General features: G+C 66.1%; 24 protein-coding genes and 1 pseudogene. 5 read left to right on the forward strand and 20 right to left on the reverse strand.

Annotated features, from left to right (window positions below):
* Positions 1 to 56: 56 nt before the first annotated feature.
* The gene (locus tag ON44_RS46980) at positions 57 to 395 is read left to right on the forward strand and encodes a LapA family protein (RefSeq protein WP_051182335.1); all 339 of its coding nucleotides are present in this window, start codon (positions 57 to 59) and stop codon (positions 393 to 395) included.
* Here the strand turns inward: ON44_RS46980 and ON44_RS22465 are convergent.
* The 5 genes from ON44_RS22465 to rpsB all read right to left on the reverse strand — a co-directional run bounded on the left by ON44_RS22465 (position 392) and on the right by rpsB (position 5118).
* Positions 392 to 1258 carry a phosphatidate cytidylyltransferase gene (locus ON44_RS22465; protein WP_051182341.1) on the reverse strand — a complete coding sequence of 289 codons (867 nt, stop codon included), beginning with the start codon at positions 1256 to 1258 and terminating at the stop codon, positions 392 to 394. The two genes, ON44_RS46980 and ON44_RS22465, sit on opposite strands and share 4 nt — an antisense overlap.
* A 521-nt stretch (positions 1259 to 1779) precedes the next feature.
* Positions 1780 to 2337: a ribosome recycling factor gene (gene frr / locus ON44_RS22470; RefSeq protein WP_040693344.1), complete on the reverse strand. Its 558-nt coding sequence runs from the start codon at positions 2335 to 2337 to the stop codon at positions 1780 to 1782.
* 49 nt (positions 2338 to 2386) lie between these two features.
* A complete protein-coding gene (pyrH, locus tag ON44_RS22475) occupies positions 2387 to 3115 on the reverse strand; it encodes a UMP kinase (RefSeq protein WP_040693231.1) in 729 nt (242 codons plus the stop codon).
* Positions 3116 to 3363: 248 nt separating this feature from the next.
* The gene (gene tsf / locus ON44_RS22480; protein ID WP_040693233.1) at positions 3364 to 4188 is read right to left on the reverse strand and encodes a translation elongation factor Ts; all 825 of its coding nucleotides are present in this window, start codon (positions 4186 to 4188) and stop codon (positions 3364 to 3366) included.
* Between the two features lie 96 nt (positions 4189 to 4284).
* Positions 4285 to 5118 carry a 30S ribosomal protein S2 gene (rpsB, locus tag ON44_RS22485; protein ID WP_040693236.1) on the reverse strand — a complete coding sequence of 278 codons (834 nt, stop codon included), beginning with the start codon at positions 5116 to 5118 and terminating at the stop codon, positions 4285 to 4287.
* 365 nt (positions 5119 to 5483) lie between these two features.
* On the opposite strand from rpsB, the gene ON44_RS50375 reads away from it, so the two are divergent.
* The 3 genes from ON44_RS50375 to ON44_RS22500 all read left to right on the forward strand — a co-directional run bounded on the left by ON44_RS50375 (position 5484) and on the right by ON44_RS22500 (position 7379).
* A complete protein-coding gene (locus ON44_RS50375; RefSeq protein ID WP_157187257.1) occupies positions 5484 to 6239 on the forward strand; it encodes a hypothetical protein in 756 nt (251 codons plus the stop codon).
* A gap of 6 nt (positions 6240 to 6245) precedes the next feature.
* On the forward strand, positions 6246 to 6791 hold the full coding sequence (locus tag ON44_RS22495) for a M23 family metallopeptidase (protein ID WP_051182336.1): 546 nt from the start codon (positions 6246 to 6248) through the stop codon (positions 6789 to 6791).
* Between the two features lie 69 nt (positions 6792 to 6860).
* Positions 6861 to 7379, forward strand: coding sequence for a DUF1990 domain-containing protein (locus ON44_RS22500; protein WP_040693241.1), 519 nt, complete (start codon positions 6861 to 6863; stop codon positions 7377 to 7379).
* 503 nt (positions 7380 to 7882) lie between these two features.
* Here the strand turns inward: ON44_RS22500 and ON44_RS22505 are convergent.
* The 13 genes from ON44_RS22505 to ON44_RS22565 form a co-directional block, all read right to left on the reverse strand.
* Positions 7883 to 9781: an alkyl/aryl-sulfatase gene (locus ON44_RS22505; protein ID WP_040693349.1), complete on the reverse strand. Its 1899-nt coding sequence runs from the start codon at positions 9779 to 9781 to the stop codon at positions 7883 to 7885.
* Between the two features lie 48 nt (positions 9782 to 9829).
* The gene (locus ON44_RS22510) at positions 9830 to 10138 is read right to left on the reverse strand and encodes a DUF202 domain-containing protein (protein ID WP_040693244.1); all 309 of its coding nucleotides are present in this window, start codon (positions 10136 to 10138) and stop codon (positions 9830 to 9832) included.
* Positions 10135 to 10500, reverse strand: a complete 366-nt coding sequence (locus ON44_RS22515; RefSeq protein ID WP_040693247.1) for a YidH family protein — start codon at positions 10498 to 10500, stop codon at positions 10135 to 10137. The genes ON44_RS22510 and ON44_RS22515 overlap by 4 nt, the downstream gene beginning before the upstream one ends.
* Positions 10501 to 10662: 162 nt before the next feature.
* Entirely contained in the window at positions 10663 to 11391 is a 729-nt protein-coding gene (locus ON44_RS22520; RefSeq protein ID WP_040693351.1) for an acetoacetate decarboxylase family protein, read from the reverse strand.
* Between the two features lie 498 nt (positions 11392 to 11889).
* Positions 11890 to 12810 (reverse strand): tyrosine recombinase XerC, encoded by a 921-nt coding sequence (locus tag ON44_RS22525; protein ID WP_040693248.1) that lies wholly within the window; start codon positions 12808 to 12810, stop codon positions 11890 to 11892.
* A 366-nt stretch (positions 12811 to 13176) separates the two neighbouring features.
* Positions 13177 to 14295 carry a DNA-processing protein DprA gene (gene dprA, locus ON44_RS22530; protein ID WP_040693249.1) on the reverse strand — a complete coding sequence of 373 codons (1119 nt, stop codon included), beginning with the start codon at positions 14293 to 14295 and terminating at the stop codon, positions 13177 to 13179.
* A gap of 926 nt (positions 14296 to 15221) precedes the next feature.
* The gene (locus ON44_RS22535; RefSeq protein WP_040693250.1) at positions 15222 to 16730 is read right to left on the reverse strand and encodes a YifB family Mg chelatase-like AAA ATPase; all 1509 of its coding nucleotides are present in this window, start codon (positions 16728 to 16730) and stop codon (positions 15222 to 15224) included.
* Positions 16730 to 17086, reverse strand: a complete 357-nt coding sequence (locus ON44_RS22540; RefSeq protein ID WP_040693353.1) for a YraN family protein — start codon at positions 17084 to 17086, stop codon at positions 16730 to 16732. Before ON44_RS22540 ends, ON44_RS22535 begins: the two co-directional genes overlap by 1 nt.
* Positions 17087 to 17281: 195 nt before the next feature.
* Positions 17282 to 17587: a DUF2469 domain-containing protein gene (locus ON44_RS22545; RefSeq protein WP_011210678.1), complete on the reverse strand. Its 306-nt coding sequence runs from the start codon at positions 17585 to 17587 to the stop codon at positions 17282 to 17284.
* A gap of 46 nt (positions 17588 to 17633) precedes the next feature.
* Positions 17634 to 18440 carry a ribonuclease HII gene (locus ON44_RS22550; RefSeq protein ID WP_083898066.1) on the reverse strand — a complete coding sequence of 269 codons (807 nt, stop codon included), beginning with the start codon at positions 18438 to 18440 and terminating at the stop codon, positions 17634 to 17636.
* A 25-nt stretch (positions 18441 to 18465) separates the two neighbouring features.
* On the reverse strand, positions 18466 to 19209 hold the full coding sequence (gene lepB / locus ON44_RS22555) for a signal peptidase I (RefSeq protein WP_040693263.1): 744 nt from the start codon (positions 19207 to 19209) through the stop codon (positions 18466 to 18468).
* A gap of 108 nt (positions 19210 to 19317) precedes the next feature.
* Entirely contained in the window at positions 19318 to 19659 is a 342-nt protein-coding gene (gene rplS, locus ON44_RS22560) for a 50S ribosomal protein L19 (RefSeq protein WP_011210681.1), read from the reverse strand.
* Positions 19660 to 19996: 337 nt separating this feature from the next.
* Complete coding sequence (locus ON44_RS22565; RefSeq protein ID WP_040693265.1) at positions 19997 to 20374, reverse strand: DoxX family protein; 378 nt, start codon at positions 20372 to 20374, stop codon at positions 19997 to 19999.
* Between the two features lie 95 nt (positions 20375 to 20469).
* Between ON44_RS22565 and ON44_RS22570 the strand changes: the two genes are divergently transcribed.
* A complete protein-coding gene (locus ON44_RS22570) occupies positions 20470 to 21342 on the forward strand; it encodes a sigma-70 family RNA polymerase sigma factor (RefSeq protein ID WP_040693268.1) in 873 nt (290 codons plus the stop codon).
* Positions 21343 to 21506: 164 nt separating this feature from the next.
* Here ON44_RS22570 and ON44_RS48500 read toward each other — a convergent pair.
* Together ON44_RS48500 and ON44_RS22585 are read right to left on the reverse strand one after the other, a co-directional pair.
* A pseudogene (locus tag ON44_RS48500) lies at positions 21507 to 22328 on the reverse strand (hypothetical protein); the annotation flags it as partial.
* A 30-nt stretch (positions 22329 to 22358) separates the two neighbouring features.
* Entirely contained in the window at positions 22359 to 24764 is a 2406-nt protein-coding gene (locus tag ON44_RS22585; RefSeq protein ID WP_373283194.1) for a Tex family protein, read from the reverse strand.
* Positions 24765 to 24828: the final 64 nt, after the last annotated feature.

Consider the following 24828-nt stretch of genomic DNA (forward strand, 5'->3'; position numbering starts at 1 on the left):
TCGGTCAGCGCGTAGAAATACGTGCACCCGAGATAGCGATCGGCAATGATCGAAGTATGACCAGTCATGCCGAGTCGTCCGAGCCGGAGCGCACCGAAGATGTCGCACCTGCGTCGACCGGCCGTAAGCCGGTAGAGCCGACCGGTCGCAAGTCGCTGGTGAAGAGCCGGACCGGTGACACTTGGGTCGCCCTGACCGCCGCGACGCTGATCGGGATCGTGCTGCTGATCTTCATCCTGCAGAACCTGGAGCAGCAGCGGGTGGATCTCTTTTTCTGGAGCTTCTCCATGCCGGTCGGCATCATGATGCTGCTGTCGGTGATCGCCGGTGCGCTGGTGATGGCGCTCGTCGGCGGGGTGCGGATCATTCAGCTCCGTCACGCTGCGAAGCGCTAGATCAAGCTGCTGAGCACCAGCCACGACACGAAGGCCGAGGGCAGCATCGAATCGAGGCGGTCCATGATGCCGCCGTGGCCGGGCAGCAGGGTGCCCATATCCTTGATGCCCAGTTCCCGCTTGACCTGGGATTCGATGAGATCGCCGACGGTCGCGACCAGGACCAGGCCGACGCCGAGCACCACGCCGATCATCGAATTGGCTTCCAGCAGCAGGGTCACCGTCAGCAGACCGCCGATCACGCTGAACACCAGCGAACCGCAGAAGCCCTCCCAGGACTTCTTCGGGCTGATCGCGGGCACCATCGGATGCCGCCCGAACAGCACACCCGCCACATAACCGCCGACATCGGAGCAGACCACCAGGATCATGAAGGTCAGCACCCGCAGATTACCGTCGGGTTCGAGCAGCAGCAGCGTCGCGAACGAGGCGAGCAGCGGGATCCAGGCCAGGGTGAAGATCGTGATCGCGGTGTCGCGCAAGAAGTTTCGCGGCGCGGTCTGCAAGCCGTGATCGAAAAGACGCCACACCATGCAGATCAGCGTGGTCGCGGCAAAGGCGCCCGCCACTCCGCTGGCGCCCCACGGCCAGCCGAGCCAGAACACCGCCTGACCGCCGACGATGAGCGGGATCCGCGGGACGAGGACATCCGCCTCGCGCAGCCGCTTGGCGACCTCCCAGGTCGCGACGCCGACTCCGGCGGCCGCAACGCCGATGAATACCTTCGGCACGAACAGCAGGATCGCGATGAGCGAGAGCCCGAGGCCGAAGCCGACGGCCAAGGCGGCGGGCAGGTTGCGGCCGGCGCGCGAGGCGGGAGCTGCGGATTCGTCCGAGTTCTGTTCCTGGGCTGTGGCATTCACGGGCTCGGCGGCCGAATATTCGGGGGTCACGGAACCGCCGTTTTCGGATCCTGGCGTCGCCGGTCCCCAGCTCGAAGGCCCATCGGTCGCAGGTTCTGGATTCGCAGGTCCATCAGTCGCGGGGCGGGGTGTCGCGGGACCATCGGTCGCGGGGCCATCGGTCGCCGAGCCGAGCGTCGCGAGACCATCGGTCGCGGGGCCGGATGTCGTCGGTCCCGAGGGAACGACGGTGGCATCGCCCGGGGTAGCGGGCCGACCGGTCGAGGCCACCGGCACCGAGGATCCCCGACGTTCAGCCTCCGACGTCGCGGAGTCTGTGTGTACGCGTTCGGGAGGTGCGGCTTCGGGAATCGCGGCATCGACCGCGCGCCCGTCCGTCGCATCAACAGTGCCGTTGGCCGGCCTCGGCTCCTCGGCCGCACCGGTCGCGGCGGCGTTCTCGGCCACGATTGTCCCGTCGCTCAACTCGTCGTTCCGTTCGTCCCCCGCCCGGGCGGGCCCGAAAGATCCGGCCTCGGACCTCAGACCTCGAGCAGTTCAGCTTCCTTGTGCTTGACCAGTTCATCGACCTGGCCGACATATTTCGCGGTGGTCTTGTCGAGCTCCTTCTCGGCGCGCCCGACCTCATCCTCACCCGCCTCGCCATCCTTCTGGATCCGCGACAGTTCGTCCATGGCCTTTCGGCGGACATTCCGAATCGAGACCTTGGCGTCCTCGCCCTTGCCCTTGGCCTGCTTGGCCAGTTCACGGCGCCGCTCCTCGGTGAGCTGCGGGACCGAGATCCGAATGATGTCACCGTTGTTGGTGGGGTTGACACCGAGATCCGAATTGCGGATCGCGGTCTCGATCGCGCCGAGCGTCGACTGCTCGTACGGCTTGATCACCACCATCCGCGGCTCGGGCACGGTAATGCTCGACACCTGGGTAATCGGGGTCGGCGAACCGTAGTAGTCGATGACAATCCGTTGGAACATACCCGGATTCGCTCGACCGGTACGGATGGACCCGAGATCGTCCTTCGCCACCGAGACGGCCTTCTCCATCTTCTCCTCGGCGTCGAAGAGCGCTTCTTCAATCACGACCGTTTCCTCCACAGCGTCGTCATCGTCATGATCCGCGGGCGCGGGGTCAGGACCGAACCAATGTGCCGATCTTCTCACCGGCGACCGCACGGGCGATATTGCCCTTCGTCAACAAATTGAACACCAGGATGGGCATCTGGTTGTCCATACACAGGCTGAAGGCCGTCGCGTCGGCGACCTTCAGGTCACGCTCGATGACCTCTTTATGCGTGATTTCGGTGTACATGGTCGCGCTCTCGTCGACGCGGGGGTCCGCAGTGAAGACTCCGTCGACTGCCTTGGCCATCAGCACCACATCGGCACCGATCTCCAGCGCGCGCTGGGCGGCGGTGGTGTCGGTGGAGAAGTAGGGCATGCCCATACCCGCACCGAAGATGACAACGCGGCCCTTCTCCAGGTGCCGCTTGGCGCGCAGCGGCAGATACGGCTCGGCCACCTGTCCCATCGTGATCGCGGTCTGGACTCGGGTGTCGATGCCCTGCTGCTGCAAAAAGTCTTGCAGCGCAAGGCTGTTCATCACGGTGCCGAGCATGCCCATATAGTCCGAGCGGGCGCGTTCCATGCCGCGCTCCTCGAGCTCGGCGCCGCGGAAGAAGTTGCCGCCGCCGATCACCACGGCGACCTGAACGCCGCTGGAGACCACCTCGGCGATCTGCTCGGCGACCGTCTGCACCACATCGGGGTCGAGCCCCACCCTGCCGCCGCCGAACATCTCCCCGCCCAATTTGAGGAGCACCCGGCGATATCCTGGGCGTTCGATCCCGGGGGTCGTCATGGGTGTTCGTCTCCTTCGGCGATAGATTTCGGTCTGTCGACACAGCACGTGGGCCGGATGGCAACGCGGAGGCTCAACACAGAGCGCCTTTATCCTGCCCTACTCCGATTCGATGTGGGTAGAAGACCCCCTCGGACGCAACGAACTCGCCCGGTCAGGCTCGGGAATTGCGGATGAACGGGCGGCGTCCGGACAGCCGAAACCCCTCGCACACCGCATCCGGAGCACGAGGGGTTTCGCGGGCGTTATCAGGCCTGGCCGACCTCGAAGCGGGCGAAGCGGGTCACGGTGACACCGGCCTCGTCCAGCAGCGCCTTGACGGTCTTCTTCGAATCGGTGACCGACGCCTGCTCCAGCAGGACGACATCCTTGAAGAAGCCGTTGACGCGGCCCTCGGTGATCTTCGGCAGCGCGGCCTCGGGCTTACCCTCTTCCTTGGCGGTCTGCTCGGCGATGCGGCGCTCGTTCTCCACCACGTCGGCAGGCACCTCGTCGCGGGTCAGGTACTTGGCCTTGAGCGCGGCGACCTGCATGCCGACGGCACGCGCGGCGTCGGCGGCGGCGTCACCCTCGCCCTGGTACTCGACCAGCACGCCGACGGCGGGCGGCAGGTCGGTGGCACGCTTGTGCAGGTAGACGGCGACCGGGCCGTCGAAGGAGATGACACGACGCAGCTCGAGCTTCTCGCCGATCTTGGCGGCCAGCGCCTGCAGCGCCTCCTCGACGGTCTGACCGTCCAGCTTCAGCGCCTTCAGCGTGTCCAAGTCGGCGGGCTTGACGGCCGCGGCGGCGGTCACGATCTTGTCGGCGAGGCCCTGGAACTCGTCGTTCTTGGCGACGAAGTCGGTCTCGGAGTTGATCTCGATCAGCACGCCGTCCTTGGCGACGACCAGGCCCTCGGCGGTGGCGCGCTCGGCGCGCTTGCCGACATCCTTGGCACCCTTGATGCGCAGCACCTCGACGGCCTTGTCGAAATCGCCGTCCGTCTCGACCAGCGCGTTCTTGCAGTCCATCATCCCGGAGCCGGTGAGCTCCCGCAGCCGCTTCACGTCAGCGGCGGTGTATGTCGCCATGGGTGGCGATCCTCCTGTGTGTTGTTTCGGGTGGTAACACCACCTTGCCGACCGCTCCTATGCAGGAGAGGTCGGCAAGGTGAACAAACGCGACGATCAGGCGTCGGCCGGGGTGGCGGGGGCCTCGGCGGCAGCCTCGGCCTCGGTCGCGGTGGGGGCGGCCTGCGCAAGCAGCTCCTGCTCCCACTCGGCGAGCGGCTCGCCCGCACCGGCTTCCGGCTTCTCGTCACCGGAGGAGATACCGGCCCGCGCCTGCACGCCCTCGGCCACCGCGGAGGCGACGACCTTGGTCAGCAGAGCGGCGGAACGGATCGCGTCGTCGTTACCCGGGATCGGGTAGTCGACCAGATCGGGATCGCAGTTGGTGTCCAGGATCGCGATGACCGGGATGTTCAGCTTGCGCGCCTCGCCGACGGCGATGTGCTCCTTGTTGGTGTCGACGACCCAGATGGCCGAGGGCACCTTGGCCATATCGCGGATACCGCCGAGGGTGCGCTCCAGCTTGTTCATCTCACGCGTGAGCATGAGGATTTCCTTCTTGGTGCGACCCTCGAAGCCACCGGTCTGCTCCATCGCCTCGAGCTCCTTGAGGCGCTGCAGGCGCTTGTGCACGGTGGAGAAGTTGGTGAGCATGCCACCCAGCCAACGCTGGTTGACGTAGGGCATCCCGACGCGAGTCGCCTCGGCCGCGATCGACTCCTGGGCCTGCTTCTTGGTGCCGACGAAGAGAACGGTGCCACCGTGGGCGACGGTCTCCTTGACGAACTCGTAGGCCTTGTCGATGTAGGTCAGCGTCTGCTGCAGGTCGATGATGTAGATGCCGTTGCGGTCGGTGAAGATGAACCGCTTCATCTTCGGGTTCCAGCGCCGGGTCTGGTGTCCGAAGTGTGCGCCGCTGTCGAGCAGCTGCTTCATTGTTACGACAGCCATGGTGCCGTATCTCTCTTTCGTTGCCGGTTGCCGCGGCGAATCGGTGATCCGCCGCCCTGGCGCCTCCGAATCATCGGACCTGATCGCGAGGATCAGGACCAGCCGATGATTCCCTGCTCCGCATGCACTGCCGATTCACGAAGTCGAGCTCCGGTTCGAACAGCGCCGTTACGAACAAGCACGGGGTGGCGCGCGAAGTCGGTCCGTGCAGGCACAGACCGCTCGACCAGTCTACGGGCTGAGGGGGTGAGTTCCTAAATCGCCCTGTCATGGGTCGAAATAGGCCGTCTCCACAACCGAGCAAGTTGTCCACACTCGCCGAAGTAAGGGTACTGCGGGTGCTCTACGCGGCCGACGCTTGAAACATGAATCGCATAGCTATCTCGATGACCATGCTCATCCCACCGCTGTTCCTGCTGTCACTGGCTCTGGCACAGCCGGTTTCGGCCGCACCGCGGGTTGGCGGGGCTCCCGTGGCGGTGCCTTGGGGATCTGCGGCAACCGCTGCGCCTGATGGCGGTTTACCCGGATCGGAAGTCGTGTTCGGGGAGTGCACGGGTTCGGCTTGTTCGGCGGGTGGCGGGCCGGTGCGGGTGCCGGATCCGCTTCGTGCTGCGCCACTCGTTGTGAATATTTCTCCTGGTGCGCCGGGTGTGAATGTAGCGCCGGATGCAGCCCGCGTGAACCTCGCGCCTGGGACGCTGGGAGTTGATATCGCGCCGAATGCGCTTCGAGTGAATATTGCGCCGGATGCATTGCGCGTGAATGTCTCTTCCGACGGACTCCGCGGAAATATCGCCCCCGAGCCACTCCATGTGAACGTTGCCGCCGATGCACCGCGGGGGAACGTCACGCCCGACGCACTCCCCGTCGATATCGCGCCCGACGCACTCCGCTTGGACCTTGCACCCAACATGCTCCGGGTGGGCGGTGCGTTCGAAAGGCATTCGGTCGGCGGCGTGCAGACGTCGATCTTCGCGGAGGACGTGACGCCGCTCGCGACCGATATCGCGCGTGCGGGCAGTACCGGGTCGGCGAGTTCGTTGCCGCGGGTTTTCAGCGATCTGCTGTCGCGGCTGCTGGATCTGGTTCAGCAGGCTCCGCTTCCGCTGCAGTGCTGATTTCGGATGAATGATCTCGGCGGGGTCGGCCGTCTACATCGGCGGCGGCTCGGTTCGATCGTTCTCGGGGTTATCGCTCTGCTGGGACTCGTTGCGGAGCAGTCGGTTTCGGCTGCTCCGCACGGGGAGTTCAGCTGGCCGCTGCAACCACGGCCCGCGGTCGAGCGGCCCTTCGACAAACCCGCGCAGGACTGGCTACCCGGACATCGCGGGGTCGACCTGGCAGGTACGAATGGGCAGGCGGTACTCGCGGCCGGAGACGGAATCGTGGTGTTCGCGGGCACTGTCGCAGGCAAACCGGTCGTGTCGATCGATCACCCCGGCGGGCTGCGAACCACGTACGAGCCGGTGCAAGCAGAGGTTTCGGTGGGCATGCGAGTCGGTCGCGGAACGCGAATCGGCGCTCTGGAAGCGGGACACGAGGGTTGCGTGGCGGTGGCGTGCCTGCATTGGGGCGCGCGACGAGAAGCAAGCGGTCACAGCCGACGTGAATACATCGATCCGCTCGGACTACTGCACCCGACTCCCCTGCGACTGAAGCCGGTGACTTGAATTCAGGGCCGAGCAGCCGCTTCGGAGGGTGCTCTTCCACAATGACGGTTTGGGCGCGAGGATCGGGTTATGGGAGATGCGCTCGGAGATCCGCCGTTCACCTATGCCGAGGTCGGCGCGACGAAGGAGGTGCTACCTGCGGGCTATCACCGGTTTCGGCTGCGCCGCCGCATCGGGTCCGGGCGGGCGCTGTTCGAGCGCGCGGGTGCGGAGATCCTGGCGTATCGAATGCAGAAGGGCACCGGCATCTTTCGGGAGGCCGACACGCCGACCGCGGAGCCGGGGACGCAGCTGACGGTGCGGTTGGGCGTCGGTCCGGTCGGCATCACCGCGCCGTGCCGAGTCGTCTACGTCCTCGACGAACCCGACCGGCGCGGCTTTGCATACGGCACTCTGCCCGGACACCCAGAGATCGGCGAGGAGCTGTTCACCGTCGAGTACGACACCACCGATGACACCGTCTACGGCCTGGTCACGGCGTTCTCCCGCCCCGGGGCCTGGTACGTGCGGCTCGGCGGACCGGTGGTGCGAGCCATCCAGCGCGTCATCGCCGGAAGGTACCTCGACACGCTCCCGACCTCCGCCTAGAAGACCGTCCGCAGTACGGCACGGAATACAGCATTCGACTGCAGCATTAACGGATTCGGCGCGCTCGCCTCGATCCGCGCCGAGCCGCCGCGAACGAACGTACGATGACGTGCTCGACGGCCATCCAGACGTCGCGCTCGTGCCCGAGATCCCATCTCAGTTCGGGTCAAGACAGCGGCTTCTACTGCAGCACAGCCGAATTCGACGCACTTTCCTGGATGGGAGACAACACGAAAACGTGCGCCGACTGCGCTGCTCTCGATGACACCGGCCTTGATGTCCGCCGTATCGAGGGCTTCGGCGTTATCGATGGCACCGAACGCGCAGCGCAGGCCGGAGATCGCGCTGCGGTCGCGGGTCTTATCGCGGCCGACAGCGCAGTGCGGAGGCGCTCACGCAAAGGTACGGATTTGTCGATGGCTTCGGTGGACATGGTCGCCGACCGTACGCGCGCCGGGAACTCGCGGGTCGAGCAATTTACCGAGCGGCACGCGAGCGCTATCTCACGGGGTGACGATGGCGAAGTCCGGATCCGGCGCGTCGATCACACCGACCACCGCGTTCAGCCCGCTGGGATCTCCGGCAATGGCGATATCGCCCGCGGCGACCAGTGCGCCGAGATTCTCGCCTGCCAACAAGGCTCGAATCAGAATCGACCTCGTCAAGGTGAAAGAGGCGTCCGGATCGGGTAAGTCGGCGCCGTCGGGCTTGTCGTAGTGGACCATCAGGCCGTTGCGCAGTTCGAGGCGGTAGGTGCGTTTCTCGTCGGTGATGTGCCAGTCGATCACCACGTGCAGATTCCACGCCTTCGGTCCGTCGATGCGCAGCGCGATCACATCGAAGATCTGCTCTATGGTCAGCGCCTCGAGCATCGTGGGCGCATTGGTCGTCGTCGGCGTGCCGAACGAGCCGTTGCGCAGCTCATAGGCTCCGCTGAGGAAGAAGTTGCGCCAGGTGGCGTTCTCCGCACCATAGCCGAGCTGCTCGAAGGTGTTGGCCTGCAATGCTTTTGCCGCCTCATTGGCCGGATCCGCGAAGATGACATAGTTGATCACCTGGGCGACCCACCGGTAATCCCCTGCGTCGTAAGCGGTTTGCGCCTTACGCAGCACCTCGTCGACACCGCCCATGAATTCCACATGACGCCTTGCGGATTCGACCGGCGGATGCTCCCACAGATGCGCCGGATTGCCGTCGAACCACCCCATGTAGCGCTGGTAGATGGCCTTGACATTGTGGCTGACCGAGCCGTAATACCCGTGCGTATGCCACGCATCGGCGATGGCCGGTGGCAGCTCCAGCATCTCGGCGATCTCACCGCCCAGATAACCCTGATTCAGCCTGCGCACCGTCTGATCGTGCAGGTATCCGTACAGATCCCGTTGCAGCGAAAGGTATTCCACCAGCCGCTCGGTATCCCAGGTCGGCCAGTGATGTGAGGCGAAGACCACGTCGGACTTGCGGGCGAACAGATTGATCGACTCGGTCAAATACTTGGCCCACACATGCGGGTCACGTACCAGCGCGCCACGCAACGTCAGCAGGTTGTGCAGTGTGTGCGTTGCGTTTTCGGCCATGCACAGCGCGCGCATATCCGGGAAGTAGAAGTTCATCTCGGCGGGCGCCTCGGTGCCCGGGGTGAGCTGGAAGACGATCCGGATTCCGTCGACCGTTTCTACCTGACCGGTGCTGGTGATATCCACCGTCGGCGGAATCAAGGTGATCGTGCCCAGCGACGTGGTCTGTCCGAGTCCGGCCCCGACCTGCCCCTTCGGCCCCCGCGGCAGCGCGGCGCCGTACATATAGGCCGATCGGCGCGCCATCGCAGTTCCCACATAAATGTTTTCGGCAACCGCGTGTTCGAGGAAACCGGCCGGTGCGAGCACCGGGCAGCGGCCCGCCGCAACATCGGCGACCGTCGTTACACCCATAGCACCGCCGAAATGGTCGGCGTGCGAATGGGTATAGATCAACCCGGTTACCGGCCGATCGCCTCGGTGCGCTCGATACAGCGCCAAGCCCGCCGCGGCGGTCTCCGCTGAGATCAGCGGATCGATCACGAGCACACCGGTGGTCCCCTCGATCAGCGTCATATTCGACAGATCTAGCCCGCGGATCTGATAGATGCCCGCTGCGACCTCATACAGCCCCTGCTTGACGACCAGCCCGGACTGCCGCCACAGGCTCGGATTGACCGACGCCGGGCAGGTTCCCTGCAGGAAGGCGTAGGAGTCGTTGTCCCACACGATCTTTCCGTCCGGTGTGCGCACTTCTCCGGGCTCGAGTGCCGCGACGAACCCGCGGTCCGCATCCGCGAGATCGGCCGTGTCGGTGGGCAGTGCGGCCGCCGCTCGTTGCTGCTCGGCGACGATGAATTCGCTCGGCTCGGTCGCTGTGCTCATATCCATCCTCCTGTGCTGGTCAGCCGAACATGTCCGGCCCGCAACGCATTAGGGCCGTGGATCTGTAAACCCGATTGCGGCCGCGACGCATGCGACGGCCAGCACCGCCAGCATCGTCGCCGCAATGACTCCCCCGCCGTGGCCGAAGCGCCCCCGATGCAAGGCGCGATTGCGTGAAAATGACAGGGCCGCAACGGCTGCCATGGTGATCGCCGCCGCCGTCGGTGCGATGGCGACGGCGCGCCACCCGTTGGTCGCGGCATGATTGACGAAAAGCGCGGCGACGACCATCGCGGCAATGGCCGTACGCCGCCACGCCAATGCGGTACGTTCGGCGGCCAGAGTCTCGGGGGTCATCGCAACAACACCACGACGCACGCGAATACCGACACGACGGCGATACCCCACGACAGAATCGGCACCATGATGGTGTCGGGTAGCGGTTCACCGTTTCGCATGGCCCGACCGACGCGCCGCCAATGTCCATACGCACCGACCGCGATAATCACGGCGAGCACGATGCAGCTCATCGCGAGTGTCCGGCGCAACCCCGACATCCGCACCGGCTGCACCAGCGTATGCACCGCGACACCGCCCGCGAGCAGGCCGAGCGAGGTGCGCATCCAGGCCAGGAAGGTGCGTTCGTTGGCGAGGGTGAAGCGGTAATCGACCTCCTCCTCCCCCTCCTCGGATTCCTCGGCGGGGTTGGGGAGTGTCATGGCGCCTCGGCTCGGACTGCACCATGGTCGTCGTCGGAATTCACGGGCACCTCTCCATCGCTGGTCGGTTTACTGCCGCATGCGAACGCTCCGCTATGTCAGGCTAACGACCGGCGTTCTCGTCGTCTACGAAGATCACGATCGCGGGTGCCGCACTCCCGGTCAGATGGGTGTGGCGTCCTGGAAGGTCATCGCGAGCCGATCGACGGCCGAGGCCATGAGTGCGCGCTTGGGTAAGCCGAGGGAGCGCAATTCGTCGGCCCAGGCATGCTCGCCGAGGGACAGTTCGGCGCCGCCGGGTCGAGCACGCATGCCGGACGGTTCCATTTGCCACTGCGTGCAGCGGGTGACCCCGTCGATGTGGGAGTACGCGTCGAAGGAGGAGCCCTTACGGCGTTGCGGGACCGCGAGGCCGGGGCGGACGGTGAGATCGATGATCAGTTGCCCGTTCTGATGCAAAACGCCGCGGCGCACGCTGCCCTCGTGCCGTGCATCGAAATCGGCGATTTCCTTGGGGAAGCCCCAGATGCCACGGCCAGCGGCCAGGGTGAATTCGCCGTCGACCGGGAGACGATGAATGAAGACGCCCGCGCCGCCCGTGGACAGAGCACGCAGATCGCCGAGCGCGCCGGCGGACCCAGCGGTGTGATGCCGGACCATGAACGAAACACCGAACTCGTTGTACGGCCCGAGGTCGCCATCGACGTAATCGACGAAAACGAGCGTGCATATGGCACGACCACCCGGCAACCGAAGAATCTCCAGGCCGGAGTATTCGAGGAGCCGCTGCGCTGCCGCCGCCGGTACCGAGTAGGTCGCCATGAAGGCATGTGCGAGCCGAATCCGCACCGGCATCTGTACTTCCTTGCCCAGCACAGTATGTGTACTCATCGGCTCCACCCCGAGACAGCAATGCAGCATGCGACGACCACCGAGCGGTCGACAAATCGTGCGGCGTCCACAAATCCTCCAAATTAGAACTCGTGTCAGAATAGCGATTATTTTGCGCTTACCGCACCGCTTTCATGGGCAAGAACACGTTTCAGAAAGCTGAGTCGTTTGCTGACAAGGTCGGGTCCAACTCGCACACGATCGTCCGCCGCACATCGCTTGCGGCCTGCGCGGACCTCGTTCAGCGAGTGTGCCGCCGCGACATGTGGTGCGCACCCGACCTCAACCATTCCACCCCGATCAGGGCCATCGTCCGCATTCCTGCAGACGATCCGGGTGACCTTGGTCCAAGCCAGGGCCACCGCCAAAATCACGGTCTCCAGTTCCGATGGTCATCCTCAACTCCGGCAGTCAAGCGCGGCCGGGCCATGACTCCGGTGCTGGAAAGCCGGCCTCCCCCATCGCGCCTCGGATCTTCGTCCGCCGCTCTATGGGCGGTCAGGCTCGGGGGTGGGCTTGGTCGTGGACCTTTTTCAGGCGCTCGATGGAGACGTGGGTGTAGAGCTGGGTGGTCGCCATGCTGGCGTGGCCGAGGAGTTCCTGCACTACGCGCAGGTCCGCACCGCCCTCGAGCAGATGGGTTGCGGCCGAATGCCGCAGGCCGTGCGGACCCATATCGGGCGCACCCGGGATTGCCGAAACGACCTCGTGGACAACCGTTCTGGCCTGACGTTGGTCGAGCCGTTTGCCGCGGCGGCCGAGCAACAGCGCACGGCCGGAGTCGGCTGTTGCGAGTGCGGGGCGGCCGTACCGCAGCCAATTCGCAATAGCGTCGTCGGCCGGAACTCCGAAGGGCACCGAGCGCTCCTTATTGCCCTTACCGATAACGCGGACCAGCCGCCGTTCGCGATCGATATCGTCGAGATCCAAGCCGCACAACTCACTCACCCGAATGCCCGTCGAATACAACAGCTCCACGATCAGCCGATCTCGCAATGCCATCGGATCACGTTGCACTGCACCGGATTCCGCCGCATCCATAGCGGCGACCGCCTGCTGTGTACCGAGCACCGCCGGCAACACCCGATGCGCCTTCGGCGACCCGAGCCGCAACCCCGGATCGATCGACAGCCGTCCGGTGCTCGTCAACCACGCGGTGAAGGTCCTCGCCGAGGACGCCCGCCGCGCCATGGTCGTCCGCGCCGCCCCACCGGCCGACTGCGCCGCCAACCATGACCGCAACAACGCCAAATCTATTTCCCGCACCGCCGAATCCGCCGACCGCGCAACCAAATGCCCCAACAACGACCGCGCATCCCCCGCATACGCCCGCGCCGTATGCACCGACCGATTCCGCCCGAGCCGCAAATGCCGCTCATACTCCGCCAGCAATGCCTCGAGATCCTCCGGCAACTCCATAACCCCACCGTCACCGCGCGATCCCCCCTTGGCAAGTCAGCACGCCGCAACGCCGCGGGATTACCTGCCGTGGACCCGGCTCTGCCGCTTCACCGCGTCAACTGCATCTCGACCGGATACCTCCGACGTCAGCGGACGGACCACGCCGGGCCCCGGTCCGGACCGACTCGATTCCATGACCGGCGTAGACATCGCCCGGCGCGGAATCCTCCTCCTGAGCACCGACGCACGCCCATCCTCGCGGCCGAGCACGCACTCCCGTCGTACCCGGGTGCGAGCCGCCCTCGCCGCAGAGTGTGACCAGCACCGTTCACAAATTGCCAGGTTCGCCTCCCTCCGCGCCGCGAAGCGCTGAGCTGTCGTCGTTCAATGGTTCGGGGGATTTCCGGTTCGATGCCAACCGTTTTCGTCCATGCCGACCAGGCCGGCGAGTTCCAGCGCGGGGAGGATGGCACGGACCGTGCGGAGCTCCAGGCCGGAGTTTTCGGCGATGGCGCGGGGTCGGCGGGAGCCGATTTTCGGGAGGGCGGCATAGACCGATGCTTCATCGCCGTGTAAACGGTCGCTGGGGTCGAACGGCTGGGTAGTCGGTAGTGAAAGGCGTAGTGGGCCTGCTTCATCGATGACCTCGTCGGCGCGGGTGACCAGGAGTGCCTCGCCTTCGCGGATCATGCGGTGGCAGCCTGCCGAGGAGGCGGCGGTGACCGGGCCGGGGATGGCAAGGGCGGGTCGGCTGAGGCGGCGAGCCCATTTCACGGTATTGCGGGCGCCGCTGCGTAGTCCGGCTTCTATCACCAGGACGCCGTCTGCCAGGGCAGCGATCAGACGATTGCGGGCCAGGAACTGATTCTTGTGGGCCGCCGTGCCCGGCGGGTATTCGCTGATTACCAAACCGGTTTCGGCGATCTCGGCCAACAGCCGCTCATGCTGGGCCGGATATGGGCGATCGACACCACAAGCAAGAACGGCGATCGTCGGAGCACCGACGGCGAGAGCCGCGCGATGCGCCATACCGTCTATGCCGAATGCGGCGCCGGAGACGATCGTCCAGCCCTGGGCGGCCAGATCACCAACGATCTCGCCGGTGACATGCTCCCCGTATCCACTGCTGCACCGCGCCCCGACCACCGCGATCGCCCGCTCGCTCGACTCCGACAACGACCGCGGACCGCGCACCCACAGCACCAATGGGACCGCTCCGTCACGATCACGTCCGGGCTCGAGCTGGCGGAGCCCGAGCATCCGCCAGGCCGGCCACTCCGGATCATCCGGCGTAACCAACCGCCCACCCAGCCGCTCCATCGCCTCGAGATCCCGTGCCGCACTATCGATCTCCCGCCGCTGAGCGGTCGGCCCGAGTAACGAATCCGGCAGCTCACATTCCCGCACCGCCCGCGCCGCTTCCACCACTCCCACCGATTCGATCAACGAGGACAACGCCGCACACGGCCCCTGAACAACTCGCGACAAGTACGCCCAAGCCAACCGCCGCTCATCAGCATCCGCACCGGAAACCGTCGACTCCGAGCACCCCGAAGCCCAACCATCCAGATCCACAACCCCACGCCCCGAGCGGCGCGCACCACCACGCCCCGCCGCATCCAACCTGCTGACCACCAAGGCGACCGGATACGTAGCACTCACCGGAGACGCACCCGCAGTTCCCGTTGCCCCACATACCGAAGCACTGGACTCACCGCCTGCCCGTACTGCGCGCCGCGATGCAGCGTCCGAATCCCCTGTGGCACAGTGGTCGTGGCCCATCAAAGGGCTCGCTGCGGAATGCCCACCGCAAACGGCCTCAGTGTGGCCACTCGAGACACTGCCCATCGACTCGGTAGCAGACCCGACGGCGGCGGATTCCCCGCCTGCGACAGCCTCTACGCGTTCCGGACCAACGACCGCTTGCGTCGTGCAAGACCCGCAGCACACCGAAGTGCCAGCGGCGCCCACTGCGGGACAACCGCCACGAGCCGCCATGGCTGCGCATTCCGCGACACCGCTAGTCGGCTCGCCCACACACGCGGGAGTGGAAGGCCCATCGCCCATCAAGTCGTCCGCACGACCGCTACCCGGCGATTCGCTCGGACACCCATCACCCGCTGGCGCGAAATCCGCTGCGGCCGAGCCGATATACGCCGCACCGGCGCGCCCCGAGGCGATTGCGCCTGTCGCAACGGACTCTGCGACAGAAGCCCCACCGTCAGTGGGACCCTCGCCTCCCACCGACGCGCTCGGACACCAGTCGGCGGAAGCATCACCCGCAGGTGCCGCCGCGAAATCCGCTGCGGCCGAGCCGATGTACGCGGCATCGGCGCGTCCCGATGCGATTGCGCCGTCCACCTTTGGCACAGCGGCCCCCGTCGCGAAGATCACACCGTCGATCGGATGCTCGTCGTCCGTTGCCCTGCTCAATGTGAGCCCCGTTGCCGGAAGTTCAAGGCGGCCAATACGTCTTGGGCGCTGGGTTGGTCGGCGTTGCGGAGGTCGGAGATGGTCCAGGCGACGCGCAGCGCGCGGTCGGCGCCGCGGGCGGAGAGGCGGCCCAGGCGGAGGGCGGCTTCGATGGGGGCGGTTGCTTCGTGGGGGAGTCGGAAGCGTTGGCGCAGGATGTGGCCGGGCACTTCGGCGTTGGTCGCCCAGCCGTAGTCCTTCCAACGCTGTATTGCGGCTTGCCTTGCGGCCGCGACTCGGCGGCGCACGACCTCGCTGCTCTCGGCTTCCTCGGCGGCGAACGATGCGCCGGAGTGGCCGTGCATCTGGACCCAGATATCTATGCGATCCATCAACGGTCCGGACAGCTTGCCCAGGTATCGGCGACGCGCGAGCGGGGCACAGATGCAGTCGACATCGCGGGCTGGGGCACATGGGCAGGGGTTCGCGGCCAAGACGAGTTGGAATCGGGCCGGGTAGCGAGCCACGCCGTCGCGGCGGGCGATGCGAACTTCGCCCTCTTCCAAGGGGGTTCGCATCGCTTCCAGGACCTTGGTCCCGATCTCCGCACATTCGTCGAGAAACAAGACCCCGCGATGGGCACGGCTGACGGCGCCCGGACGTGCGGTCCCCGAACCCCCGCCGACCATGGCGCTGGCCGAGGTCGAGTGATGCGGAGCGACGAAAGGCGGCATGGTGATCAACGGGTGGTCATCCGAGAGTGCACCTGCGACGGAATGGATGGCCGTCACCTCGAGTGCTTCGGATTCGGTGAGCGGCGGCAGCAGCCCCGGAAGACGTTGCGCCAGCATGGTTTTGCCGATTCCTGGCGGCCCGGTGAGCAGCAGATGGTGTCCGCCGGCCGCGGCCACCTCCAATGCCCACCGGGCCTCCTCCTGGCCGACCACCTCGCTCAGATCGCCACCGCAGCGCACGGTGTCGGGCAGCATTCCATCGGGCTCGACCAGACCGCCCTCACCACGCAGCCAAGCGACGACAGTGCGCAGGGTCGTGGCCCCGAAAACCTCGATGTCATCCACCAGCCCGGCTTCGGCCAGTGCGGATTCCGGCACGATCACCCGCATCCAGCCCGCATTGCGTGCCGCGAGCACAGCGGGCAGGATGCCGCGCACCCGGCGGACGCGCCCGTCCAGCGCCAATTCCCCGAGCAATACGGTCTTTCCGAGCCGATCGGAGGGGACCGCGCCCGCCGCGTCCAGCACCGCGATCGCGAGGGCCAAATCGTAGACGCTGCCGATCTTGGGCAGCGTCGCCGGGGACAGTGCCAGGATCACGCGGCCGTCCGGCCACTTCTCACCGATATTCGCCACCGCGGAACGTACCCGGTCGCGGGATTCCTGCAGTGCGGTATCGGGCAGTCCGACCAGATGCACCGATGGCAACCCCTGCCCGATATCCGCCTCGATTTCGACCAGCTGGCCGTCCACCCCGCTGACGGCGACCGAATACGCCACCCCCAGCGCCATCAGAACACCGCTTTCAGGTGGTCGATGACCGGTCGGTGGCCGCGGTGCAGCAGCACCGAAATGACATCGAAGCGGATATCGCGCCACGGGCCTGCCTGTTCGGCCAGCCACACCAGCGCCAACCGCCTGATCCGCTGCTGCTTATCGAAGGTGACCGCCTCGGCGGGCGCACCGAATCTCGTTCCGGTTCGAGTTTTGACCTCGACGAACGCGGTAACGCGGCCGTCCCGGGCGATCAGATCCAGTTCGCCGTACTTGCACCGCCAATTCCTGCTGATGATCTCCATCCCGGCGGCCTGCAGGAATCGGGCCGCCAGTTCTTCCCCTTGTGCGCCGAGCGCCTGGTTGTCTGCCACCAGCTCAGCGTGCTCGAACCACACCCACACCCGAGGACACCGAGCTGCGCAAACAGAAAACCTGTGGATACCCGCTCAGCTGTGGACAACCCGGGCATCCAACCCCCGTACTCCGCCTAGTTGTCGGTGCCCAATGCTATTGGGCCAGCGGAAGATCAGCACCAACGCGATCGCGGTCCGCGTTGATCAGAGCGCCTACTCGGGTAACCGCAGATCCGGCTTCTCCAGCTCCTCGATATTCACGTCCTTGAACGTGATCACCCGAACATGCTTCACGAAGCGCGCGGGTCGGTACATATCCCACACCCACGCATCGCTCATGCGCACCTCGAAGTACACCTCGCCGTCGGCGTTCTGCGGCCGCAATTCGACGGAGTTGGCCAGATAGAAGCGGCGCTCGGTCTCCACCACGTACGAGAACTGACCGACGATGTCCTTGTACTCCCGGTATAGCGAGAGCTCCATCTCGGTTTCGTATTTCTCCAGGTCCTCGGCACTCATCGGGTGGGACGTCCTCCTTCTCGCCGCACTGCGTCTGCTGACATCATCATCGCGCATGCGCCGCGTCGGTAGCCACTCGGCTCTCCGGTTCGACGCCCTCCAGCAAAACCTCATCGGCCAGTTCCGCGTCGGCATACTCCGCCGCGGCTACCGGCCGCAACCCCGCTACCAAGCGCACATTGCGCCAGGATCGGCGGTGCTCACTGCTCGGTCCGAGCCGTTGCAGCGCGGCCGTGTGCTCGGGCGTGTTGTAGCCCTTGTGCGCGGCGAATCCGTAGCCGGGGAACCGCTCGTCCAGCTCGACCATCATCCGATCCCTGGTCACCTTGGCCAGGATGCTCGCGGCGGCGATGCAGGCCGCGGCCGCGTCACCGCCGATGACGGGCAGCGACGGCACCGGAATCCCGGGCACCCGGAATCCGTCGGTCAGCACGTACCCCGGTGTCTGTCCGAGTCCGGCGACCGCGCGGCGCATGCCCTCGATATTGGCGACGTGGATGCCGATCGAGTCGATCTCCCAGGCCGGAATGACGACCACCTTCCAGGCCAGCGCCAACCGGGTGATGATCGGGTACAGCTCCTCGCGCACGGGTTCGGTGAGCTTCTTGGAATCGTCGAGTCCGGCCAGCCTGTCGTAGGCCTTGGGTGCCAGCAGGCAGGCGGCAACCACCAGCGGTCCCGCACACGGTCCGCGTCCGGCCTCGTCGACCCCGGCGACCGGGCCGAGTCCGCTGCGGATCAGCGCCGCCTCCAGCGTGCGCAACCCACCGGCTCGACGCATGACGACACGCGGCGGCCACCCGTTGCCCGGAGTCGCGCCATTAGCCCTAGCCACTCGACCCTGCCCCACCATCCAATTATCCTGCGGCCCGCACCGATCAGTTCGTCTGGGGATCCTGTGCTTTCACCGGACCGATCCGGCTGGGCGGCCAGATCTTGAAGACCGTTTTGCCGCGCACATTGTCGATCGGGACGGTGCCCTGCAGGTTATCGCTGACATGGGCGCGGGAATCGGCGGACTGGTTGCGGTTGTCGCCCATCACCCACAGGTTGCCCTCGGGCACCTTGACCGGGCCAAATACCCGGCCCGCCGGGTAGGTCGCATTCTGCTGACCCGGGTACCACGGGTAATCGTTCAGGACGTACGGCTCGTCCAGCGCCTTGCCGTCCACCATGACCCGCCCCTGCGCGTCACAGCACTGCACGGTCTGGCCGCCGACGGCGATCACCCGCTTCACCAGGTCGTTCTCATCCGGTGGCACGAGCCCGAAGAAGGAGAAGAAGTTCTGCACGCCGCGCACGGCGACATTGCTGGACCGGATCGACTGGTAGCGGGTATTCCAGGAGGGCGGGCCGACGAACACCACGACGTCACCGGGCTGCGGCTCGCCCCAGTAGTAGCTCGGCTTCTCCACGTAGATGCGGTCGCCGATGAGCAGCGTGTCTTCCATCGACTGGGACGGAATGACGTACGGCCGCCCGACAAAACTGACCATGAGCGCCGCGATGACCGCGGCGATGACAATGAGGACCGGCAGTTCCTGCCAGAAGGGGCGCTGCTTGCGCTTCGAGCGCCGTGAGCGGCGGCTCACGCCCTCGTCGTCCGAATCGGACACCGTCATCGACCCACTTTCGTCTGCCACGCGGAACAGATTAGCCCGGCACCGCGACTGACGTCCGATGCCGGGCTAGCTGAAGAACTTTCGTGCCGAGCGGGTGCCGCTACTCGGTCAGCGCTTTTCCTTGATCTTGGCGGCCTTGCCGCGCAGATCGCGCAGGTAGTAGAGCTTGGCGCGGCGGACATCACCGCGGGTCACGACATCGATGTGGTCGATGTTCGGGCTGTGCACCGGGAAGGTGCGCTCCACGCCGACACCGAACGACACCTTGCGGACGGTGAAGGTCTCGCGGATGCCACCACCCTGACGCCGGATCACGACGCCCTTGAAAACCTGGATGCGCTCCTTCGAGCCTTCGATGACCTTCACGTGCACGTTGAGCGTGTCGCCCGGACGGAAGTCGGGGACGTCGCTGCGCAGCGACTTTTCGTCGACGAAGTCAAGGGTGTTCATTTCATCCTTCTGATGTTTGCGCGAGCAGAGGACCCTGGCGGCACTCGCGTGCTCGACCGGTTCATGCTCCGAATAAGGGGTGCTCCGTGGGCCGAATGCACCCAGGGCAACCTGTGCATTGTGCCAGATCGGCGGGCCGCGGGAAAAATCGGGCCCGGCTCACCGGGTGGCCGCGCGGTGTACGGCGGCCGCGAGGCGGTCGTTCTCCGGTGCGCTGAATCCAAAGGCCGGCCGGATGTGCGGCCACCGCGTCGCGACCCGTTCGGCGATGCGCCGGTCGTCGGCGAGTCCGGCAATGGTGGAACCGTAGCAGCGCGACGACCGGCGAGGATGTCCGTCAGACCGCGGGTGGCCTGGTCGGGCGCAGGGCCCACGACGCGAGGGTGAGCCCGGCGAAACCCAGTGGTCCGAGCCAGGCCTTCGGCTCGTCGCCGACGGCGATATGGGAGGCGGCCGCACCGCCGTAGACGAAGGTCAAGCCCGCGTACGCCCATTCCTCGGCGCGCGGGAAGCCCGGCGTCACGATCGCGGCGACCGCGGCGGCCTTGGCGACGCCCATGATGGTGGCGAAGTACATCGGGTATTCGAGTCGTCGGAAAACTTCGCGTACGTAGGAGATTCGCGCGAGATCCCAGTAGGACCCGACGACGGTTTCGGTCAACAGGATTCCGGTGGCGCCGAGGTAGGCCAGGCGGGAGGTCTTTCGGAGGTTCATATCTGTGTGACGGATGGCGACCGGACAAGGTAACGGGTTGTCACACTCACGGCCTCGGCGCCGTCATCTCTTCGAGCAACCTCGAGGAGGTCCCTGTGGGCGAAAACGATTCTTTGGCAGACCGATTCGTGGCGCATCGTGCGCACTTGGTCGCCCTGGCCTATCGCATGCTCGGTTCGCTGAGCGAGGCCGATGACGCGGTACAGGAGGCCTGGTTACGGCTGTCCCGGGTCGACACCGCCGAAATCGACAATCTCGGCGGTTGGCTGACCACGACCGTGGGGCGGGTCTGCCTGGATATGTTGCGGTCGCGCAAGTCCCGCCGCGAGGAGGCCTATCTGCCCGACCCGATCGTCACCGCCGATGACGCATCGCAGCCGGAACAGCAAGCGGTGCTTGTGGATTCGGTCGGTCTGGCGCTGCTGGTCGTGCTGGACTCACTGAATCCCGCGGAGCGCGTGACCTTCGTGCTGCACGATATGTTCGCGGTGCCGTTCGACCAGATCGGTCCCATCATCGGCAGATCCGCGGCCGCGGCGAAGATGATGGCCAGCCGCGCCCGCCGCCGGGTCCAGGGTCGAGCGCCGCGACCCGACCGGGATCTACCGCGTCAACGTCGGGTGGTCGAGGCCTTCCTCGCGGCCGCCCGCGGCGGTGAATTCGACGCACTGCTGGCCGTTCTCGACCCCGACGTGGTCTTGCGCGCCGACGCCGGAACCCGCTTCCCCGGCGGCATGCGCGTACTGCGCGGCGCCGCGACGGTGGCCGGTCAGCTCGATGCCTTCCAGCGCGCCGCCAATGCCTTTGCCTCGCACCCTGTCCTGGTCAACGGTGCGGCGGGGTTGCTCAATACTGCCGAGGGCAGGACAGTCTCACTGATCGCCTTCACCATCGTCGACGACAAGATCGCCGCCATCGACCTGCTCTCCGACCCAGCCCGCCTCCCACAGGCAGCGCTGGACGCTTGATCACCATGCAATGGTGGAGGCAACGTCGAACGATCCTGCACCAGAACGTTCTCGTGAGCTCGGGACACCGGGCTGACGCCTACGGGCGCTGCAAGTCGTGCTGGGACTGGGCAACGATCAATCGCGATGGGAATGGTCGGACACCGAGGGCAGGTGCCAATGGGTGGGGCGGGGGGTGCGGGGACGACGGTACGGGCCAATTCGGCCTCCGCGGCCTCCCGGACGTGGACGACGTCGGGTTTTCCGGCGACCAGGTCTTGTACGAAGATCTTGGCGCGGATCACCGGGCGTCGGTAGCGACGTTCACGGACTATCGCCCGATACATGAGCCGTCGTCTGCCCGGGTAGCGCCAACGAGCCCACGGCGCGCCCGGTCTGCTCAGGCGGAATGCGCCGACCACGAGCAGGGGCAGGAAGAACATGCCGAACAGGCCGGTCCAGATCTTGCCCTTGGCGATGACGACTGCCGCCAGGCCCAGATTCACCACGGCGAAGCAGACGATGAGGATGCGGACTTCGGTGCTGGGGTCGCGGCGGAAGTCGTTGATGTCCAATAACCACAGCGGGTGGAATCCGAGCAGCAGCAGTCCGGTCACCGCGAGCGCGACGAAGACCGCATCGACCGAGGTTCGGCCCTGTTCCTCCCAGTACACATCGCGCAGGTAGAAGATCAGCGCGAATTCGTCGAGGGTCAGCGCCGCGCCGACACCGAAGCCGGCGGCCAGCAGGCTCGCGGTGAGTGTGGTGGCGCTCTGGTACATGGTGACCATCCCGATGCCGGACAGCAGCACCAGGATGACCCCGAACACCATGTGGTGGATGTGCACACCGCCGGAGCGCAGATTGCCGGGCCACCAGCGAACCTGCTTGCGGATCAATCGGACGCTGAGCCGGATCAGCAGGAAGCCGACGATGAACCCGAGGAGGAAGCACAGCAGCGGAAGGCGGCCGTGCCCGATCACATCTTCTTCGAGCCACCGTCGCATGGCCGCCTACAAACCTCCGCCCGTATCGCCCTACTGCCCGAAACCGGCCCGCCGTAGCGCATCCGCCATCGAACCGCTCGGTGCGGGCGCGTTGCGCCGCTGGTTGCGGCCCTGATTCTGCTGTCGGCCCTGGCCCTGCTGCTTACCCTGTCCATTCTGCCGCTGTCCGCCGCGATCCTGCCCGCCGCCGCGACCACCTTGGCCACGGCCGCGACCGCCGTCGCCCTTGGTCGCCGTACCCGGCTCGTCGTCCAGCCGCAGCGACAGCCCGATGCGCTGGCGTGCGACGTCGACCTCGAGCACCTTCACCTTGACGACATCGCCGGATTTCACGACCTCGCGCGGATCCTTGACGAAGTTGTGCGACATGGCCGAGACGTGCACGAGTCCGTCCTGGTGCACACCGATATCGACGAACGCACCGAATGCGGCCACATTGGTGACCACACCCTCGAGCACCATGCCCGGCTCCAGATCCGCGACCTTCTCCACACCCGCCGCGAATTCGGCGGTCTTGAATTCCGGACGCGGGTCCCGCCCCGGCTTCTCGAGTTCGGAGATGATGTCGGTGACAGTGGGGATACCGAACTTCTCATCGGTGAACTCGGCGGCCCGCAGCGAGCGCAAGGTCGTGGTGTTGCCGATCAGTTCCGCCATGCCGCGTCCGGTCGATTCCAGGATGCGCCGCACCACCGGATAGGCCTCGGGGTGCACGGCGGAGGTGTCGAGCGGGTCGTCGCCGCCGCGGATGCGCAGGAAGCCCGCGCACTGTTCGAAGGCCTTGGGGCCCAGGCGCGGCACGTCGAGCAGCGCGGTGCGGCTGCGGAACGGGCCGTGCTGATCACGGTACGCCACAATGCTTTCGGCGATCGAATTGGCAATACCGGACACCCGCGACAACAGCGGCACCGACGCGGTATTCACATCGACACCGACCGCGTTCACCGCATCCTCGACCACCGCGCCCAGCGAGCGGGCCAGCAGGGTTTCGGAGACATCGTGCTGGTACTGACCGACGCCGATGGACTTCGGGTCGATCTTCACCAGCTCGGCCAGCGGGTCCTGCAGACGACGGGCGATGGATACCGCACCGCGCAGCGAGACATCCATATCCGGTAGTTCCTGCGAGGCGTACGCCGATGCGGAGTACACCGACGCGCCCGCCTCGGAGACCACGATCTTGGTCGGCTTGTTCTCCGGAATCCGCGAAATCAGCTCGGCGGCAAGGGCATCGGTCTCACGCGAGGCGGTGCCGTTGCCGATGGCAATGAGCTCGACGCCGAACCGGGCGACCAGCGCGCCGAGTACGGCCAAGGACTTCTCGGTCTGGCCCTGCGGCTTGTGCGGGTAGATGACCTCGGTCGCGACGACCTTGCCGGTGGCGTCGACGACGGCGACCTTCACACCGGTGCGGTAGCCCGGATCCAGGCCCATGGTGGTGCGGGTACCCGCGGGCGCCGCCAGCAGCAAGTCGCGCAGATTGGCGGCGAAGATGTCGACGGCGTCCTTCTCGGCGGCCTGGCGCAGGCGCATGCGGGTATCGATGCCAAGGCTCACTTGGAGTTTCGTGCGCCACGCCCAGCGCACCGTATCCAGCAGCCAAGTGTCGGCGGCCCGGCCGCGATCGGCGATATCGAACTTCACCGCGATGCGGCCCTCGTAGATCGACCGCTCGCCCGGTTCCAACTCCTCGGTGTCGGGTTCGAGCTGCAGCTGCAGGATCTCTTCCTTCTCACCGCGCAGCAGCGCGAGGATCCGGTGCGAGGGCAGCTTGCCGAACGGCTCGCTGAATTCGAAGTAGTCGGCGAACTTCGCGCCCGCCTCCTCCTTACCCGGCCGCACACTCGAGCTGACCTGGCCGCGGTTCCACATCAGCTCACGCAGCTCGCCGACCAGGTCGGCATCCTCCGCGAAACGCTCGACCAGAATGGCGCGAGCGCCGTCGAGCTGTTCGGCGGTGTACTGCGCGGGATCGGTGGTCGGATCGCCGATCAGCGCATCGGCGACGGGCTCGTGACCGGCCTCGCGGGCGATCTGCGCCTTGGTGCGCCGCTTCGGCTTGTACGGCAGGTAGATGTCCTCGAGGCGGGCCTTGGTCTCGGCCGTCATCAGCTGCCCGAGCAGCGCGTCGTCGAGTTTGCCCTGGCCCTTGATGGATTCGATGATCGCGCCGCGGCGCTCGTCGAGTTCACGCAGGTAGGTCAGGCGCTCGTCGAGCTGGCGGAGCTGGGCGTCATCGAGGCCACCGGTGACCTCTTTTCGGTACCGCGCGATGAAAGGCACCGTCGAACCCGCATCCAGCAGCTCGACGGCGGCCCGAACCTGGGTCTCGCGCACGCCGAGTTCATCGGCGATGCGCCGGCCCACACTGGCCAGAGCTGTGGTCGCGGCCGGTGCGGCGGCGGTCGTGTCGGTGTTCGTCGCTGAACTGGCGATCTCGGGCGCTGTCGTCACGCCCGAGAGACTACCGTTGTCGCCTGACAAACGGCCCATGCCCAGG

This window comes from Nocardia vinacea NBRC 16497, assembly GCF_000308835.1.
In the GTDB taxonomy this organism is placed as follows: Bacteria; Actinomycetota; Actinomycetes; order Mycobacteriales; family Mycobacteriaceae; genus Nocardia; species Nocardia vinacea.

Excerpts from the sequence above, each read along its gene's own strand:
- ON44_RS46980 (WP_051182335.1), top strand. The coding sequence starts at position 57 with ATGACCAGTCATGCCGAGTCGTCCGAGCCGGAGCGCACCGAAGATGTC.
- pyrH (WP_040693231.1), bottom strand. The coding sequence starts at position 3,115 with ATGACGACCCCCGGGATCGAACGCCCAGGATATCGCCGGGTGCTCCTC.
- tsf (WP_040693233.1), bottom strand. The coding sequence starts at position 4,188 with ATGGCGACATACACCGCCGCTGACGTGAAGCGGCTGCGGGAGCTCACC.
- rpsB (WP_040693236.1), bottom strand. The coding sequence starts at position 5,118 with ATGGCTGTCGTAACAATGAAGCAGCTGCTCGACAGCGGCGCACACTTC.
- ON44_RS50375 (WP_157187257.1), top strand. The coding sequence starts at position 5,484 with ATGAATCGCATAGCTATCTCGATGACCATGCTCATCCCACCGCTGTTC.
- ON44_RS22495 (WP_051182336.1), top strand. The coding sequence starts at position 6,246 with ATGAATGATCTCGGCGGGGTCGGCCGTCTACATCGGCGGCGGCTCGGT.
- ON44_RS22500 (WP_040693241.1), top strand. The coding sequence starts at position 6,861 with ATGGGAGATGCGCTCGGAGATCCGCCGTTCACCTATGCCGAGGTCGGC.
- ON44_RS22505 (WP_040693349.1), bottom strand. The coding sequence starts at position 9,781 with ATGAGCACAGCGACCGAGCCGAGCGAATTCATCGTCGCCGAGCAGCAA.
- ON44_RS22510 (WP_040693244.1), bottom strand. The coding sequence starts at position 10,138 with ATGACCCCCGAGACTCTGGCCGCCGAACGTACCGCATTGGCGTGGCGG.
- ON44_RS22515 (WP_040693247.1), bottom strand. The coding sequence starts at position 10,500 with ATGACACTCCCCAACCCCGCCGAGGAATCCGAGGAGGGGGAGGAGGAG.
- ON44_RS22520 (WP_040693351.1), bottom strand. The coding sequence starts at position 11,391 with ATGAGTACACATACTGTGCTGGGCAAGGAAGTACAGATGCCGGTGCGG.
- ON44_RS22525 (WP_040693248.1), bottom strand. The coding sequence starts at position 12,810 with ATGGAGTTGCCGGAGGATCTCGAGGCATTGCTGGCGGAGTATGAGCGG.
- ON44_RS22535 (WP_040693250.1), bottom strand. The coding sequence starts at position 16,730 with ATGGCGCTGGGGGTGGCGTATTCGGTCGCCGTCAGCGGGGTGGACGGC.
- ON44_RS22545 (WP_011210678.1), bottom strand. The coding sequence starts at position 17,587 with ATGAGTGCCGAGGACCTGGAGAAATACGAAACCGAGATGGAGCTCTCG.
- ON44_RS22550 (WP_083898066.1), bottom strand. The coding sequence starts at position 18,440 with ATGGTGGGGCAGGGTCGAGTGGCTAGGGCTAATGGCGCGACTCCGGGC.
- lepB (WP_040693263.1), bottom strand. The coding sequence starts at position 19,209 with ATGACGGTGTCCGATTCGGACGACGAGGGCGTGAGCCGCCGCTCACGG.
- rplS (WP_011210681.1), bottom strand. The coding sequence starts at position 19,659 with ATGAACACCCTTGACTTCGTCGACGAAAAGTCGCTGCGCAGCGACGTC.
- ON44_RS22565 (WP_040693265.1), bottom strand. The coding sequence starts at position 20,374 with ATGAACCTCCGAAAGACCTCCCGCCTGGCCTACCTCGGCGCCACCGGA.